Here is a 15,474-nt window from a genome sequence, read left to right as displayed (position 1 = left end):
ATGCGCCTGACCGTCGTCGGCAACCCCGACAACCGTCGCGTCGGCCTGTTCACCGCCGCCGTGCTCGCCGCCGGGCTGCCCCGCCCGGCGGTGCTGCCCTGGGCCGACGTGCTCACCGGGGCGGCCCCGCCGCCGGCCGGCGCGCTGGTGCGCGTCGACTCCCCCGGCGAGGACCCGCAGGTGGACCGGCTGCTGCGGCGGGCGGCCGCCCCGGCGCGGCACGGCGAGCTGATCGGCCTCGCCGACACGTACACCGGATTGGTCGACGGCCTGGCCCGGGTCGCCGCCGGCGGCGCGGAGCTGCTCAACGACCCCGGCGACGTGGCGGCGCTGTGCGACAAGCGCCGCTGCCACGCGCGGCTGTCCGCCGCCGGGGTCGCGGTCCCGGCGGCGCTGCCCGCAGTCGACGGGTACGCGTCCCTGCGGGCCGCGATGGCCGCCGCCGGGTGGGCGCGGGTGTTCGTCAAGCCGGCGCACGGCTCGTCGGCGGCCGGGGTGATGGCCCTGGCCGTCGGCCCGCGCGGCGTGCGGGCGGTCACCCCGATCGAGGTCGCCCCGGACGGGCTGTTCAACTCGCTGCGGGTGCGCACCTACGACGACGAGGCGACCGTGGCCGCGCTCGTCGACCGGCTCGCCGTCGAGGGGCTGCACGTGGAGCGGTGGCTGCCCAAGGCGGGTCTCGGCGACCGGGTCGTCGACGTGCGGGTGGTGGTCGTCGCCGGGCGGCCCACCCACGCGGTGGTGCGGGCCGCCGCCGGGCCGCTGACCAACCTGCACCTGGGCAACGCGCGTGGCGACCTGGCCGAGCTGCGGGCCGCCGCCGGGCCCGCGGCGTGGTCGGCGGCGATGGAGACCTGCGTACGGGCCGCCGCGTGCTTCCCGCGCAGCCTGCACGTCGGGGTGGACCTGATGTTCCTGCTCGGCTGGCGGCGGCACGCGGTGGCGGAGGTCAACGCGTTCGGGGACCTGCTGCCCGGGGTGCTGGCCGACGGCCGGGACACCTACGCCGAGCAGGTGCACGCGCTGACCAGCGGCCGGTGGGAACGCTGGCGGGCCACCGCCACGGCAGCGACGGCCACCGGCACGCGGGCGGCGGAGGTGGTGGCGTGCGGGAGCTGATCGGAAGTCACGACGTCTGCCTGGTCACCCTGGACACGCTGCGCTTCGACGTGGCCGACGACCTGGCCGCCGCCGGGCGTACCCCCGCCCTCGCCCGGGTGCTGCCTGGCGGCCGGTGGGAGCGGCGGCACTCCCCCGCCAGCTTCACCTACGCCGCGCACCACGCCTTCTTCGCCGGTTTCCTGCCCACCCCGGCCGCGCCGGGGCGGCACGAGCGGCTGTACGCGGCGGCGTTCCCCGGCAGCGAGACCTCCGGCGAGCGGACGTGGGTGTTCGACGCGGCGGACCTGCCGACCGCCCTCGCGCAGGAGGGCTACCACACGCTCTGCGTGGGCGGGGTCGGCTTCTTCAACCGGCGCGGCGCGCTCGGGTCGGTGCTGCCCGGCCTGTTCGCCGAGGCGCACTGGGAGCCGGAGTTCGGCGTCACCGCCCCCGGCTGCCTGGACGCCCAGCTCGACCGGCTCGCCGAGACGCTGCCCCGGGTCCCGGCGCGGCAGCCGCTGTTCACGTTCCTCAACGTCGCGGCGCTGCACCAGCCCAACCGGCACTACCTGCCCGGCGCCGACGCCGACGACCTGGCCAGCCACGCCGCCGCCCTGGAGTACGTCGACAGCCGCGTCGGACGACTGTTCGCCCTGCTCACCGGGCGCGGGCGACCGGTGTTCACGATCGTGTGCTCCGACCACGGCACCGCGTACGGGGAGGACGGCCACACCGGCCACCGGATCGGCCACGACGTGGTGTGGACCGTCCCGTACGCCCACTTCACGCTGCGACCGGGAGAATGGTGACCAGCAACCTCGCGGGCCTCGACGGCTCGCCGTACCAGCAGTACCTGTACGCGTACCCGCACAAGACGTCGTACCGGGCGCTGCGGCCCCGGCCGCTGCTCGCCGACGTGTGGCGGGCCGAGCCCCGCGACGCGCTGTTCCTCTACGCGCACGTGCCGTTCTGCGAGATGCGCTGCGGCTTCTGCAACCTGTTCACCCGCACCGGCGCGCCCGCCGAGCAGGTCACGGCGTACCTGCGGCAGCTGCGCCGGCAGGCCGAGCGGGTCGCCGACGCCCTCGGCGGCGACGCCGGCTACGCCCGCGTGGCGTTCGGCGGCGGCACGCCGACGTACCTGACGGCCGGCGAGCTGACCGAACTGTTCGACATCGCGACGTCGACGCTGGGCGCGCGGCTGCCCGGCGTACCGCTGTCGGTGGAGACGTCGCCGGCCACCGCGACGCCGGAGCGGCTCGCGGTGCTCGCCGCGCACGGCACGACGCGGGTGAGCATCGGCGTGCAGAGCTTCCTCGACGCCGAGGCCCGCGCCGCCGGCCGCCCGCAGCGGCGGGCGGAGGTGGAGGCGGCGCTCGGCGCGATCCGCGACGCGGCGATCCCGCTGCTCAACGTCGACCTGATCTACGGCATCGACGGGCAGACCGCCGACACGTGGCGGCAGAGCCTGGAGGCGGCCCTGGTCTGGCGGCCGGAGGAGCTGTACCTCTACCCGCTGTACGTGCGCCCGCTGACCGGGCTGGGCCGGCGGGCGCACGCCCGCGCCGACTGGGACGCCCAGCGTCTCGCCCTGTACGCGCAGGCGGTGGAGGTGCTCGGCGCGGCCGGGTACCGGCAGGAGTCGATGCGGCAGTTCCGCCGCGCCGACGTGCCCGCGCCGGACGGGCCGGACTACTGCTGCCAGGACGACGGGATGGTGGGGCTGGGCTGCGGCGCGCGGTCGTACACGACGGGCCTGCACTACTCGTTCGACTACGCGGTCAGCGTGTCCGAGGTGCGGGCGGTGCTGGACGACTACCTGGCGCGTCCGGCCGGCGACTTCGCGTACGCCGAGTTCGGTTTCGCCCTCGACGGCACGGAGCAGCGCCGCCGGTGGCTGCTCAAGTCGCTGCTGCGCGCCGAGGGCGTCGACGCGGCCGCCTACGCGGCCCGGTTCGGGGTCGCGCCGGGCGACGACTTCCCCGAGCTGGGGCGGCTGGTCGAGCGGGGCTGGGCCACCGACGGCGGGCTGCGGCTCACCCCGGCCGGGCTGGCCCGCTCCGACGCCGTCGGCCCGTGGCTGACCTCCGCCCGGGTGCGCCGGGCGATGACCGGGTACGTGCCCCGGTGAGCACGGCCGACCGGTGTGGCAGGGGCGGAGGCGGCGGCAGCAGCGGCCTGGCGATCCTCTACCGGGGTCCCCTCGCCAGCTGCAACTACGACTGCCCGTACTGCCCGTTCGCGAAGCGGCGCGACCCGCCGGACGTGCTGGCCGCCGACCGGGCGGCCCTGGAGCGGTTCACCGGCTGGGTGGCCGCGACCACCGACCTGCGGCTGTCGGTGCTGTTCACCCCGTGGGGCGAGGGGCTGACCCGGCGCTGGTACCGGGAGGCGATGGTGGGGCTGTCGCACCTGCCGCACGTCGACCGGGTGGTCATCCAGACCAACCTGGCCGCCCGGGTGGACTGGCTGGCCGAGGCCGACCCGGCACGGGCGGCGCTGTGGACGACGTACCACCCGGCGCAGGTCACCCGGGAGCGGTTCCTGGCCCGCTGCGCCCGCCTGACGGAGCTGGGCGTGCGGTTCTCCGTCGGCGTGGTGGGGCTGCCGGAGCACCTCGACGAGGCGCGGGCGCTGCGCGCGGCGCTGCCGCCGCACGTCTACCTGTGGGTCAACGCCGCCGAGGGCCACCGCTACGACGCCGCGCAGGAGGCGACCTGGACGGCGCTGGACCCGCTGTTCGGCTACAGCGTGCGCCCGCACCTGTCGCTGGACCGGCCCTGCCACGCCGGGGAGACGGCGATCTCGGTGCGGGGCGACGGCACGGTGCGCCGCTGCCACTTCGTCGACGAGCCCATCGGCAACCTGTACGACGGTTCGTGGCGGGCCGCGCTGCGGCCCCGCACCTGCGTGAACGGAGCCTGCGACTGCCACATCGGGTATGTCCACCTCAAGCCGCTCGGGCTGCGCGACGTGTTCGCCGGTGGGCTGCTGGAACGCATCCCCGCCGGCTGGCCGCCCGGCTGACCGGGCCGGGCCGGGGCGACCGCCCAGCGCAGCCGGCCCGGCCGGCGGTCAGGCCCGCAGGGTGTGGCTGGGTGGCCGGCCGTAGGCCCGCCGGTACGCCTCGGCGAAGCGGCCCGGGTTGCCCCAGCCCCACCGGCGGGCGATCGCCGCGACCGACGCGCCCCCGGTCGGGTCGGCGTCGATGAGATCCCGGTGCGCGCGGTCCAGCCGGACCCGGCGCAGGTGGGTCGTGGGGCTGACGCCGAGGTGCCGTGCGAACGCGGCCTGGAGCCCGCGCGGGCCGACCCCGCAGACCTGCGCGATCTGCGCCACGGAGATCGGCTCGGCGGTGTGGGCCTCGATGTAGGCCACGGCCCGCCGGACCACGGCCGGCTCCACCCGGCGCGGCCCCGGCACGTAGCCGGCCGTCATGGTGGTGTTGGGGAACACGGCCAGCGCGGTCGTCGCCACATGCTCGGCGAGGCTGGCCCGGATCAGCGGGTGCGCCAGCGTCTCGCCCGCCGCCGCGGCCTGCGCGTCGAGGAACCCCGACAGCCCCGCCCAGACGCGCGCCATGGCGGCGGAGACGGGGGCCATCCCCTCGAACCGGAAGTCGGCCACGGCGGCGTCGGTGCGGGTGGCGGCGACGCGGGCGACGTGTGCGGTCGACAGGCGCACCAGGCTGGCGGTGACGTCGCTCCACTGCAGCGCCATGGGCGAGTCGTTGAACCGGCCCACCGCGCCCGGCGGCAGGGCCAGCTCGTCGCGGCCGGACTGCCAGTGGTACCAGCCGCGCCGGACGTGCACCGCCAGGAAGCCCGAGTAGGGCTCCGTCCAGGACCGGGCGTCCATCGAGTGCACGATCTGGTCGACACCGAGCTCTCCCGCCTGGGTGGTGGCGAGCCGGAACCGGAAGCCGAGGGCGCTGCCGGCGAACCGGGGGCGGTGGGCGGAGTACTGCGCGGCGATGGTGTGGTGGGCGAGGTCGGGATCCCGGGTCGCGACCTCGTCGCGGATCACCGGCGCCGAACTCCCGGCATCCACCCCGTCGTCTGTACGCACGTCGCCTCCCCATCGCCGCGTTTCACGTCCACAACGCGCCGTTTCCGAGCGGCGTTACGGGTGGCCGGGCACCGGTGTCGGGAACGTGAGACCAGTCCACCGGCCGGGACGGCGACCCGCCGCCGGCCGGTGCCGCAGGCAGGCCGGCTAGCTTGGGCGGCCGGTGCGGACGCCGGCCGGCGTCGCCGGGGGCCGGCAGGTCGGGAAGGGGTAACACGTGCGAGACGACTTCCCGCGCCACCTGGCCAAGGAGCTGGACGCCGCGGACCCGCTCGCGGACCTGCGCGACCGGTTCGTGATCGCCGACGACGACCTGATCTACCTCGACGGCAACTCCCTGGGTCGGCTGCCGGCGGCCACCCCGGCGCACCTGGACCGGCTGGTCCGCCAGGGCTGGGGCGACGGGCTCGTCCGGTCCTGGCCCACCTGGATCGAGTGGAGCCGGCGCATCGGCGACCGGCTCGCCGCGCACGCCCTCGGCGCGCGTCCCGGCGAGGTGGTGGTCTCCGACTCCACGTCGGTGAACCTCTACAAGCTCGCCGCCGCCGCGCTGGACGCCGCCGGCGACCGCCGGACGGTGCTGGTGGACGCCGAGGACTTCCCCACCGACCGGTACGTCCTGGAGGGGCTGGCCGCCGCGCGCGGGCTGACGCTGCGGCTGCTCCCCTCCGACCTCGACGAGGGGCTGCGGCTCGACGAGCTGCGCGCCGCGCTCGACGGGGACGTCGCGCTGGTGGTGCTGTCGGCGGTGGCCTACCGGTCGGGGGCGCTGCTGGACATGGCGGCCGTCAACGCCGCCGCCCGGCAGGTCGGCGCGACGGTGCTGTGGGACCTGTCGCACGCCGTCGGGGCGGTGCCGATCGAGCTGGCCGCCACCGGCGCGGACCTCGCGGTCGGCTGCACGTACAAGTACCTCAACGGCGGCCCGGGCGCGCCGGCCTTCCTGTACGTCCGCCGCGAGCTGCAGTCCCGGCTGCGCCAGCCGATCCAGGGCTGGTTCGGCCGGCGCGACCAGTTCGGCATGGGTCCCGGCTACGACCCGGCCCCCGACCTGGACCGGTTCCTGGTCGGCACCCCGTCGATCCTCGCCCTCGCGCCGCTCGACCCTGCGCTGGACGTGCTCGCCGAGGCCGGCATCGAGCGGGTACGCGCCAAGGGCCGCCGCCTCGGCGAGCTGATCGTGACGCTGGCCGACGCGTGGCTGACCCCGTACGGCTTCCGGGTCGCCTCCCCGCGCGGGGCCGACCGGCGCGGCAGCCACGTCTGCCTGCACCACCCGGAGGCGCTGCGGATCTCCCGCGCCCTGGCCGAGGCGGGCGTGGTGGGCGACTACCGGGCCCCCGACCGGCTGCGGCTGGGGCCCGCGCCGCTCTACACCCGCTATGTCGACGTGTGGGATGCCCTGGACCGGCTGCGGGACCTGGCCGAGCGGCGCGGCTGGGAACGGGTGCCGGGCGGGCCGTCGCGGGTCACCTGAGCGCGTCGGTGGCACGGGGCAGGGCGAACCAGACCTCGGTCCCGCCGCCCGGCGGGGACTCGATGCCGACCCTGCCGCCGTGGGCGGCGACGATGCCGGCGACGATGGCCAGGCCCAGCCCGCTGCCGCCGCCGCGCCCCGGCTCGGCCTGGGTGAACCGGTCGAACGCCCGCTCGGCGAGCGCGGCGTCGACGCCCGGCCCGCCGTCGGTGACCCGGACCGTGACGCCGTCGGCGTCGGGCTCGACGGCGACGGTGACGGGGGCGTCGGCCGGGGTGTGGGCGCGCACGTTGGCCAGCAGGTTGGCCAGCACCTGCCGCAGGGCGTGCTCGTCGCCGGTGACCGGCACGGGCGTGGGCGCCAGCAGCCGGGCGGGCCGGCCGGGCTGGGCGGCGAGCAGGTCGGCGACGGAGTCGCGGGCCAGCACCGCCAGGTCCACCCGGTCGTGCCGCAGCTGCGGCTCGGCGTCGAGGCGGGCCAGGTAGAACAGGTCGTCGAGGATGCGGCCCATCCGGACGGCCTCGTCCTCGCTGCGGGCCAGCACCTCCGCCCGACGGCCGGGCTCGACCATGTCGTGCCGCAGGATCTGCAGGTAGCCGCGGATCGAGGTCAGCGGGGTGCGCAGCTCGTGGGAGGCGTCGGCGGCGAAGTCCCGCAGCCGCTGCTCCGAGCGGGTGCGGGCGGCGATCGCCGCCTGGAGCCGGGTGAGCATGCCGTTGACCGCGAGGGTGAGCCGGTCCACCTCCGTGCGCGGATCGGCGACCCGCACGCCGTCCAGGGGGACCCGGCGGTCGAGGTCGCCGTCGGAGATGGCGGTCGCGGTGGCGGTGATCCGGTCCAGCGGGCGCAGCCCCCGCACCAGCAGCAGCCGCGCGGAGCCGGCCAGCAGGAGCAGCACGGCCGCGCCGCCGGCCAGCTCCACCAGCACCAGCCGGCGCACGGTCTGCGTCACCGGGGCCAGCGGCAGCGCGATGAGCACGACGGCCTCGCCGGCGCGTACGGTGACCACCCGCCACCGGCCGGCCAGGGTGACCGGCGCCGACGGGCCGTCGGCGGGCGGCGCCGGCGACAGGTCGAGCAGCGGGGTGGCCGGCGGGGTGGCCGCCGAGAACCGGGTGAGCGTGCCGCGGTGGCGGATCTCCACCAGGTAGTCCGACGGCGCGACGGCGGCCCGGACCGTGCCGGGGGGCTGGCCGGCGAGCTGCTTCACCCGGGTGGCGACGACGGCGGCGGCGGAGCGCAGCTGGTCGTCGGTGCGCTGCATCAGGTACGCCTGCAGCGCCAGCGCGCTGACCAGCCCGGCGGACACCAACGCGGTCGCGGTGAGCCCGACCAGGCCGAGCAGCAGGCTGCGGCGCAGTGGCAGCCGGTTCACCCGGGCGCACGCAGGGCGTAGCCGAAGCCGCGCCGGGTCTCGATCAGGGGCGGCCCGAGCGGGTCCAGCTTGCGCCGCAGGTAGCCGATGTAGGTGTCGACGACGTTCGACGCGCCGTCGAAGTCGTAGCGCCACACGGCGTCGAGGATCTGGGCGCGGGAGAGCACCCGGCCGGGGTTGAGCATGAGGTGGCGCAGCAGTTTGAACTCCGTCGGCGACAGCGACAGCAGCCGGCCGCCCCGGCGGACCTCGCAGGTCTCCTCGTCGAGTTCGAGGTCGGCGTAGCGGAGCACGCCGGTGGCGGGCACGGGGGCGGAGCCGATGCGGCGCAGCACCGCCCGCACCCGCGCGACCAGTTCCTCGACCGAGAACGGCTTGGTGACGTAGTCGTCGCCGCCGTAGGTGAGGCCGGCGATCCGGTCGCGCGGGGCGTCGCGGGCGGTGAGGAAGACGATGCCGATCTCGTGGCCGGCGGCCCGCAGCGACCGGCACACCTCGAACCCGTCGCCGTCGGGCAGCAGCACGTCGAGGACGACGAGCCGGGGGCGGCTCTCCCCGGCGCGGCGCAGCGCCTCGGCCGCGGTGGTCGCGGTCACCACGTCGAAGCCGTGGAACCGCAGCACGGTGGCGAGCATGTCGACGATGTTGGGCTGGTCGTCGACGACCAGGACCCGGACGGCGGCGGCGTTCATCTCGACGGATCAGACCACGGGCGGCTGGGAATTCGATGAGAGTCCGGCGAGAGCCTGCGCCTCGTCCGGCTCGGGGGCGGGCCGGCGCCGGCGGCCGGGGTGCCACCAGTTGGCCCGGCCGAGCAGCGCCATCGTGGCCGGCACCAGCAGCCCCCGGACCACGGTGGCGTCCACCGCCACGGCGACCGCCATGCCGAGGCCGAACATCTTGATCACCGGGTCGGTGTGCAGGACGAAGCCGGCGAAGACGGTCACCATGATCAGCGCGGCGGAGGTGATCACGCGGCCCGTGCCGGCGAGCCCGTCGCGGACGGCGACCCGGTTGTCGCCGGTCGCCCGCCACGCCTCCTGCACGGCGCTGAGCAGGAACACCTCGTAGTCCATGGAGAGGCCGAACAGCAGGGCGAACAGCATCATCGGCACGTAGCTCTCCACGGGCACCGGCCCGGACAGGCCGGTCAGCTCCACCCCCCAGCCCCAGGAGAAGACGGCCGTCAGCACCCCGTACGCGGCGCCGATCGAGACCAGGTTCATCACGGCGGCCTTGACCGCCACCACGGGGGCGCGGAACGCCACGTACAGCAGGACGGTGGACAGCCCGACGACCACGGCGATCACCCACGGCATCCGGTCCCGGACGCGGTCGGCCAGGTCGGCGCGGGTGGCGGTGGCCCCGCCGACGTGCACCTGCACGCCGTCGACCCGCACGTCGCGCAGGTCGGCGACCAGGGCGGCGGTGGCGGGGTCGCTGGGACCGGTGTCCGGTTGCACGCTGGCCGTGGCGACCCGGCCGCCGTCGGCGAGGCGCACCGGGGCCACCGACGCGACACCGGGCGCGGCGGCCAGCTCGCGGGTCAGCTCGACGAGCCGGGGGTCGGCGGTGCCGGCGGCCGGCGGGTCGACGGCGGCGACCACGTTGAGCGGGCCGTTGACGCCGGGGCCGAAGCCCTCGGCGAGCAGGTCGAAGCTGGTGCGGGTGGCGCTGCCCGGCGGGTCGTCGCCGGCGTCGAGCTGACCGAGGGTGAGCGTGGCGGCGGGTGCGGCGAGCACGGCGAGCAGCGCGGCGGCGAGCAGGGCCCACCGCCAAGGGCGACGGGTCACCCGCTCGGCCTGCCGGGCCCAGCCGGAGCCGCCGTCGGCGGCGCGGCGGCGCAGGCGCAGCGGCAGCGCGTCGAGGCGGGGGCCGAGCACGGCCAGCAGGGCCGGCAGGAGGGGCACCGCGCCGAGCACGGCCACCACGACCACCAGGCCGGCGGTCCAGCCCAGCGTGCCGAGGATGGGCACGCCGGCCACGGCGAGGCCGCCGAGGGCGATGACCACCGTGCCGCCGGCGAACACGACCGCCGCGCCGGCGGTGCCCATGGCGGCGACCAGCGCCTCGTCGGCCGGCGTGCCGGCGGCCCGCAGCGCCCGGTAGCGGGTGATCAGGAACAGGGCGTAGTCGATGCCGACGCCCAGCCCGATCATCGTGGCCAGGTTGCCGGCCACCGACGGCACGGACACCAGGTGGCCGGCGAGCCCGACCGTGGCGAGCGCGCAACCCAGGGTGAACAGCGCGGTGACCAACGGGACGGCCGCGGCGACCAGGCCGCCGAAGGCGAACAGCAGCACCACGGCGGCGACGAGCAGCCCGACGGTCTCGGCGGTGTGCGAGCCGCCCCGCTCGGCCGCCGTGGCGAGCACCCCGCCCGGCACCGTCTCGACGCCCGCGTCGCGGGCCGGCTGCGCCGCGTCCAGCACCGCTCCGCTGAGCGCCTTGTCCACCTCGCGGGCGGGCACGTCGAGGCGGACGGTGAGGTAGCCGGTGCGGCCGTCGGGGCTGAGGGTGCCGGAGCGGGCGTCGACGCCGTCGACCCGGGTCACGTGCTCCACGGCGGCGAGCGCGGCGGCGCTGCGCTCCAGCGCCGCCCGGCGGTCCGGCTCGTCGAGGCGGCCGGTGTCGACGTGCACCACGACCTGGCCGCTGCTGGCGGGACCGCCGCCGCGTTCACTCAGCTCGCGGGCGAGCTGGGCGTCGCTGCCGGGCAGGGCCACGTCGTTGTCGACCGGCCGGCCGAAGGCGGCGACGCCGCCGACCAGGGCGACCGCGAGCAGCAGCCAGGCGGCGAGGACCCGCCACGGCCGGCGTACGCACCAGCCGCCCAGCCGCTCCAGCGTCCGGTGGGTCCAACCGTCGGTACGGGCGTGCATCAGTTTCCTCCGCAGGTGCCGGCGCGGCGGCCGTCGCCGCCCCCGGGCAGGGTCAGGTCGTGTCCGGTCAGGCGCAGCCGCAGGCCGTCGTCGGCGACGTCGACGCCCTGCCAGCTCAGGCCGGCGGGCAGCGCGGGCAGCGGCCGGGACAGGTCGCGGCCACCGGTGAGCCGCTCCACCAGCTTGGCACCCGCGGGCCGCCGCATGCCCAACACCTCGATCTCGGTGGGGGTGACGGTCAGCCGGCCGGCGTCGATCGCGGGCCGGGCGAGCACGGTGACCGGGAGCTGCTGCCCGGCCATCGGCGCGGTGGTCTCGACGGCGAGCAGCCCGCCGACGCCCCGGTAGTGCACCGGGCGCTCGCCGACCGTGCCAGGCAGCGCGTCGAAGCCGACGCGGATCCGCAGGTCCAGCGCGCCGACGCGGGCCGGCTGCTCGCCGGGCAGCCGCACCTGGGACAGCTCGGCGTCCACCTCGGCGGCCCGCACGTCGCCGCGCGTGACGTCGGCGGCCCGCACGCTCACCCGGCCGAGCTCACCGGTGAGCACGCCGGGCAGCACGGGGAACCCGCCGAGGTCGACCGTGGGCGACCGGTCGAGGCCGGCGGCGCAGGCCAGCCGGTCGGACAGCCGCTGCGCCGCCGTCCGCGCGACCCACCGGTCGGCCACCACCGCTACCGTCGCAAGGACCGCCACGCAGGCGGCGGCCAGCAGGGCGGCTCGTCGCCGCCGGATGATTCGCAATCGCACCGGTAGAGCAGAACAGGCCGGTCTGGACCCACCACCCGAGGACGATGAGAGAAACGTGGGAGTTCGGGGTGGCCCACCTGCGGGGCCGCCCGGCGAGGGCTGACCGCCGGGGGGTGGGGAGGCTACCAGTCGATGCCGAGGGTGGCGACGTAGTCGCCGAGCCGGTCGGCGATGAGCCGGTCGTCGGCGACCGAGTAGTGCCAGTGGCAGCCCAGGAGGTCCAGGCCGGCGTCGTCGAGGTGCCAGTAGCGGACCTTGGCGTCACCGGCGGCGTTGCGGTCACCGACGACCTGCCGGGCCTTGTCCCCGAAGAGGCTCGTGCCGACGACCACGATCGTCGTGCCCGCGCCGTAGCGGGCCCGCAGCTTCTCCAGGAACGCCACGTACGTGGCGCGGTAGGCGGCGGCCAGGCTCGCGTCCGTCCACGGCTCGCCGCTGTTGATCGGGGTGGAGAAGTCGTTGGTGCCGAGGTCGACCACGACGAGCTGCGGACGCCACGTGGCGGGCCGGTCCCAGACGTCGCCATCGACGTGCAGCAGCGCCCGGTCGTAGTAGGTGCCGTAGCTGACGCCCGGCGAGCCGCCGTTGTAGTTGCGCACCATGCCGATGCCGGAGTAGGCGTTGACCTGGTAGTCGGCGTCGAGCTCGCGGGCGGTGAGCGCGCCGAAGCTGAGGTCGGTGTTGGTGGTGCGGGTGACCTGGTCGCCGGTGCAGTCGCGGGTGCCGGAGGTGTTGCCGTAGCCGACGGTCAGCGAGTCGCCGATGAACTCGACCTGCCGGGTGCGGGCGGCGGGCCGGTCGAGGATCGCCCCGCCTGCGGCGGCGACGAGGCCGCCGAACGCGCTGGCGCTCCACGGGCTCTCGGTGCGCTTGACGAGCCGTACGCTGTGCTCGCCGGCGGCGAGCCCGTCGATCCAGCGGGTGGTCGTGCCGGGCTTGACCAGGGTGGCGACGACCTGCCCGTCGACCGCGACGTCGTAGTCGTTGGCGGCGTCGTCGAAGACGAGCCCGACGCCGGTGCCCCGGAAGCGGCCCTCGAAGTAGATGCCGGGCCAGCTGTACTGCACGGTCTGCCCGGCGGTCACGACCCGGCCGGCGGTGTGGGTCTGCGCCAGCACGCCGGACGGCCCACCCGGGTCGCCCGGGTCGTCGCCGCCGCAGGTGGTGCCGTTGAGGGCGAAGCCGGTCGGGGCGGGGTTACCGGCGGTGAACGAGCCCATCACCCCGAAGGTGGTGCTGCCGCCGGTGGCCAGGCCGCCGTTCCACGCCGCGTTGCGGGCCGTCACCTGCGCGCCGGTCTGGGTGACGGTGGCGTTCCACGCCTGCGTCACCCGCTGGCCCGAGGGGTAGGACCAGGTCAGCGTCCAGGCGGCGACCGGGGCGCCCAGGTTGGTGACGGTGACGTCGGCGGTGAAACCCCCGGACCACTGCCCGCCGACGCGGTAGGTGACGGCGCAGCCGGCCGCCGCGGCCTGCGCGGGCACGGCGGCGGTGACGGCGGCGGTCGCGCCGAGCATCAACGCGGTCAGCACCGCGGTCGCTCCCCTGGTTCCCACGCGTTTCCCCTCGCTGGTCCGACGGCGGTCGAGTCGACCGTTAGTCTGATATCCAAACAAACTAATCGACGGTCGTGAGTACGCGCAAGGATGCCGACGGTCAGCGGGCGGCGGGGGCCTCCCGGACCACGGCGACGCCCCCGGCGGGCACCTCCACGGCGGTGTCGACGAGCGCGCCGGTGAGCAGCTCCACGCCGGCGGCCGGCACCCGGTGCGCCCGGTCGGTGTGGTTGAGCAGGAACAGCCAGCTCGCCGCCGTACCCCGGCGGCGCACCGCCTCCACCCCGGCCGGCGCGGCGGGGCAGGTCGGCGCCGCGCCGGCGGCGAGGGCCGCGTCGGTCAGCAGCCGCCGGTACGTCTCGTCGTCGGGTCGCGTGGAGACGTACCAGGCGGTGCCGGCGCCGTGGCGGTGGCGGGTCACCGCCGGCTGCCCGGCGAGCACCCCGGCGGCGTACGCCCGGACGACCTCCGCCCCGGCGAGCCCGACGCTCTCGGCCCAGATCCGCCCGACGCCACCCCCGCCCAGGGGGACCTCGTCGCCGTCGGCGAGCGGGTGGAACTCCTCCACCCGGACGCCGAGCACGTCGCGGAACGCGCCGGGGTAGCCGCCGGTGCGCACCCGGGCGTGCTCGTCGGCGACACCGCTGAGCCAGGTCACCACGAGGTGGCCGCCGCCGGCGACGTAGGAACGGGCCCACGCGGCGGCGTCGTCGGAGGCGAGGTAGAGCGCCGGGAGCACCAGCAGCGCGTACCGGTCGACGGGGTCGCCGGGCAGCACCACGTCGCAGCCGAAGCCGGCCCGCCACAGCGCGCGGTGCGCCGCCGCGACCTCCCCGTGGTGGTGCAGCCGCTGCGAGGGCAGGCCGGGGTGCTGCAGGGCCCACCCGCTGGCCGCGTCCCAGCCGATCGCCACGGACGCCTCGACCCTCGCGCCGTCGGTCTCGGCGATCCGGTCCAGGATCGCGCCCAGCTCCACCGTCTCGCGGAAGACCCGGCTGTCGGGGCCGGCGTGCGGCACGAGCGCGGAGTGGAAGCGTTCCGCCCCGCCGACGGGGGCGCGCCACTGGAAGTACATCGCGCCGCGCGAACCCCGGGCGACGTGGGCCAGGCTGTGCCGGGCCATCCGGCCGGGCTCCTTGGTGTGCATCCGTCCGGCCGTGTAGATCAGGTTCGGGGCGCTCTCCATGAGCAGCCAGGCGCTGCCGTCGGCGGCGTCGCCGGGCACCGGCCGCCGTCCGTCGCCGTCGGCGCGAGCGCGGTGGGCGGAGGCGTCCGCCGTCGGGTCGGCGGCGGCCCGGGCGCGCGCGCCGTGGCGGGCCCAGCCCCGGGCCAGGTCCGCGGCCAGCGCCGTCTGCTCCTCGGCTGCCCCGTCGACAGCCGACGGGTAGTGGTCGATGGACACCAGGTCGACCTCGGCGGCCCAGCGGGCGTGGTCGACGGGCACCCAGTCGCCGAGGACGTAGTTGGTGGTGACGGGCACCGCCGGGTTCGCCGCCCGCAGCAGGTCCCGCTGCTCGGCGTACGCGGCGAGCAGGGTGTCGGACCAGAACCGGCGGAAGTCGAGCAGCTGGCCGGGGTTGGCCAGGTACTGCGTCGCCCGGGGGGTGCTGATCTGCGCCCAGTCGGAGTAGTGCTGGCTCCAGAAGCTGGTGGTCCAGGCGTCGTTGAGGGCGTCCAGGCTGCCGTGCCGCCCGGCCAGCCACGCCCGGAACGCCACCGCTGCGTGCTCGCAGTGGCAGACGGTGCCGTACTCGTTGTGCACGTGCCACAGCGCCAGCGCCGGGTGGTGCGCGTAGCGGTCGGCGAGGACCCCGGCGATCCGCCGGGCGGCGGCCCGGTACGCCGGCGCGGCGGCGCAGTAGGTGTCCCGGCTGCCGTGGTGCAGCCGTACTCCGTCGGCGGTCACCGGCAGCGCGCCCGGGTGGGCCAGGGAGAACCAGGGCGGCGGCGACGCGGTCGGGGTGGCCAGCGCCGCGCCGACGCCGTTGTCGGCGAGCAGGTCCAGCACCCGGTCGAGCCAGCCGAAGTCGTACCGGCCGGGCGCGGGTTCGAGGCGGGACCAGGCGAACACGCCGACGGTGACGAGGTTGACCCGCGCCCGGCGCATCAGGGCCACGTCCTCGGCCCAGACCCGCTCGGGCCACTGCTCGGGGTTCCAGTCGCCGCCGAAGCGGAGCCGGGCCTCGTCCCACATGCCGCACCGTCCGTTCGTCGAGGTGGTGATGTTCCCGTACGCGCCGGTGGGCGCCCCGCGCGGGACGCCCAC

Annotated in this window: 12 protein-coding genes; 5 read left to right on the top strand and 7 right to left on the bottom strand. The window is 76.5% G+C overall.

Translation table 11 applies throughout. The annotated features are described in order from the left end of the window. From TK50_RS30750 to TK50_RS30735, 4 genes are read left to right on the top strand one after another with little or no spacing between them, the layout of a single operon-like run. On the top strand, positions 1-1,119 hold the full coding sequence (locus TK50_RS30750; protein WP_043969018.1) for an STM4014 family protein: 1,119 nt from the start codon (positions 1-3) through the stop codon (positions 1,117-1,119). After that, positions 1,107-1,910: an STM4013/SEN3800 family hydrolase gene (locus TK50_RS30745; protein WP_043969621.1), complete on the top strand. Its 804-nt coding sequence runs from the start codon at positions 1,107-1,109 to the stop codon at positions 1,908-1,910. The genes TK50_RS30750 and TK50_RS30745 overlap by 13 nt, the downstream gene beginning before the upstream one ends. Continuing rightward, the gene (locus TK50_RS30740; RefSeq protein ID WP_241774150.1) at positions 1,907-3,232 is read left to right on the top strand and encodes an STM4012 family radical SAM protein; all 1,326 of its coding nucleotides are present in this window, start codon (positions 1,907-1,909) and stop codon (positions 3,230-3,232) included. The genes TK50_RS30745 and TK50_RS30740 overlap by 4 nt, the downstream gene beginning before the upstream one ends. Then, on the top strand, positions 3,229-4,128 hold the full coding sequence (locus TK50_RS30735; protein ID WP_043969015.1) for an STM4011 family radical SAM protein: 900 nt from the start codon (positions 3,229-3,231) through the stop codon (positions 4,126-4,128). The genes TK50_RS30740 and TK50_RS30735 overlap by 4 nt, the downstream gene beginning before the upstream one ends. A 48-nt stretch (positions 4,129-4,176) precedes the next feature. Here the strand turns inward: TK50_RS30735 and TK50_RS32435 are convergent, their stop codons facing one another. Continuing rightward, positions 4,177-5,169 (bottom strand): helix-turn-helix domain-containing protein, encoded by a 993-nt coding sequence (locus TK50_RS32435; protein WP_144420440.1) that lies wholly within the window; start codon positions 5,167-5,169, stop codon positions 4,177-4,179. A 217-nt stretch (positions 5,170-5,386) separates the two neighbouring features. Between TK50_RS32435 and kynU the strand changes: the two genes are divergently transcribed. Next, complete coding sequence (kynU, locus tag TK50_RS30725) at positions 5,387-6,646, top strand: kynureninase (RefSeq protein WP_043969014.1); 1,260 nt, start codon at positions 5,387-5,389, stop codon at positions 6,644-6,646. On the opposite strand, the gene TK50_RS30720 is transcribed toward kynU, so the two are convergent. From TK50_RS30720 to TK50_RS30695, 6 genes are all read right to left on the bottom strand, one after another. After that, complete coding sequence (locus tag TK50_RS30720) at positions 6,639-8,021, bottom strand: sensor histidine kinase (RefSeq protein ID WP_052504026.1); 1,383 nt, start codon at positions 8,019-8,021, stop codon at positions 6,639-6,641. The two genes, kynU and TK50_RS30720, sit on opposite strands and share 8 nt — an antisense overlap. Next, complete coding sequence (locus tag TK50_RS30715; RefSeq protein ID WP_043969013.1) at positions 8,018-8,713, bottom strand: response regulator transcription factor; 696 nt, start codon at positions 8,711-8,713, stop codon at positions 8,018-8,020. The genes TK50_RS30720 and TK50_RS30715 overlap by 4 nt, the downstream gene beginning before the upstream one ends. A 9-nt stretch (positions 8,714-8,722) precedes the next feature. Next, on the bottom strand, positions 8,723-10,903 hold the full coding sequence (locus TK50_RS30710) for an MMPL family transporter (protein WP_052504025.1): 2,181 nt from the start codon (positions 10,901-10,903) through the stop codon (positions 8,723-8,725). Then, complete coding sequence (locus TK50_RS30705; RefSeq protein WP_158499210.1) at positions 10,903-11,652, bottom strand: LmeA family phospholipid-binding protein; 750 nt, start codon at positions 11,650-11,652, stop codon at positions 10,903-10,905. Before TK50_RS30705 ends, TK50_RS30710 begins: the two co-directional genes overlap by 1 nt. Before the next feature lie 122 nt (positions 11,653-11,774). Then, positions 11,775-13,208, bottom strand: a complete 1,434-nt coding sequence (locus TK50_RS30700; RefSeq protein WP_338390915.1) for a cellulose binding domain-containing protein — start codon at positions 13,206-13,208, stop codon at positions 11,775-11,777. Between the two features lie 100 nt (positions 13,209-13,308). Further along, positions 13,309-15,474, bottom strand: coding sequence for a beta-galactosidase (locus tag TK50_RS30695; protein WP_241774149.1), 2,166 nt, complete (start codon positions 15,472-15,474; stop codon positions 13,309-13,311).

The organism is Micromonospora haikouensis (assembly GCF_000876225.1).
In the GTDB taxonomy this organism is placed as follows: Bacteria; Actinomycetota; Actinomycetes; order Mycobacteriales; family Micromonosporaceae; genus Micromonospora; species Micromonospora haikouensis.
Note: the sequence above shows the minus strand (reverse complement) of the source record. Positions and strands in the feature narration are given on the sequence as shown.

What these genes read in the sequence shown, in the direction of transcription:
- TK50_RS30750 (WP_043969018.1), top strand. Translation starts at nt 1, where the DNA reads ATGCGCCTGACCGTCGTCGGCAACCCCGACAACCGTCGCGTCGGCCTG.
- TK50_RS30715 (WP_043969013.1), bottom strand. Translation starts at nt 8,713, where the DNA reads ATGAACGCCGCCGCCGTCCGGGTCCTGGTCGTCGACGACCAGCCCAAC.
- TK50_RS30710 (WP_052504025.1), bottom strand. Translation starts at nt 10,903, where the DNA reads ATGCACGCCCGTACCGACGGTTGGACCCACCGGACGCTGGAGCGGCTG.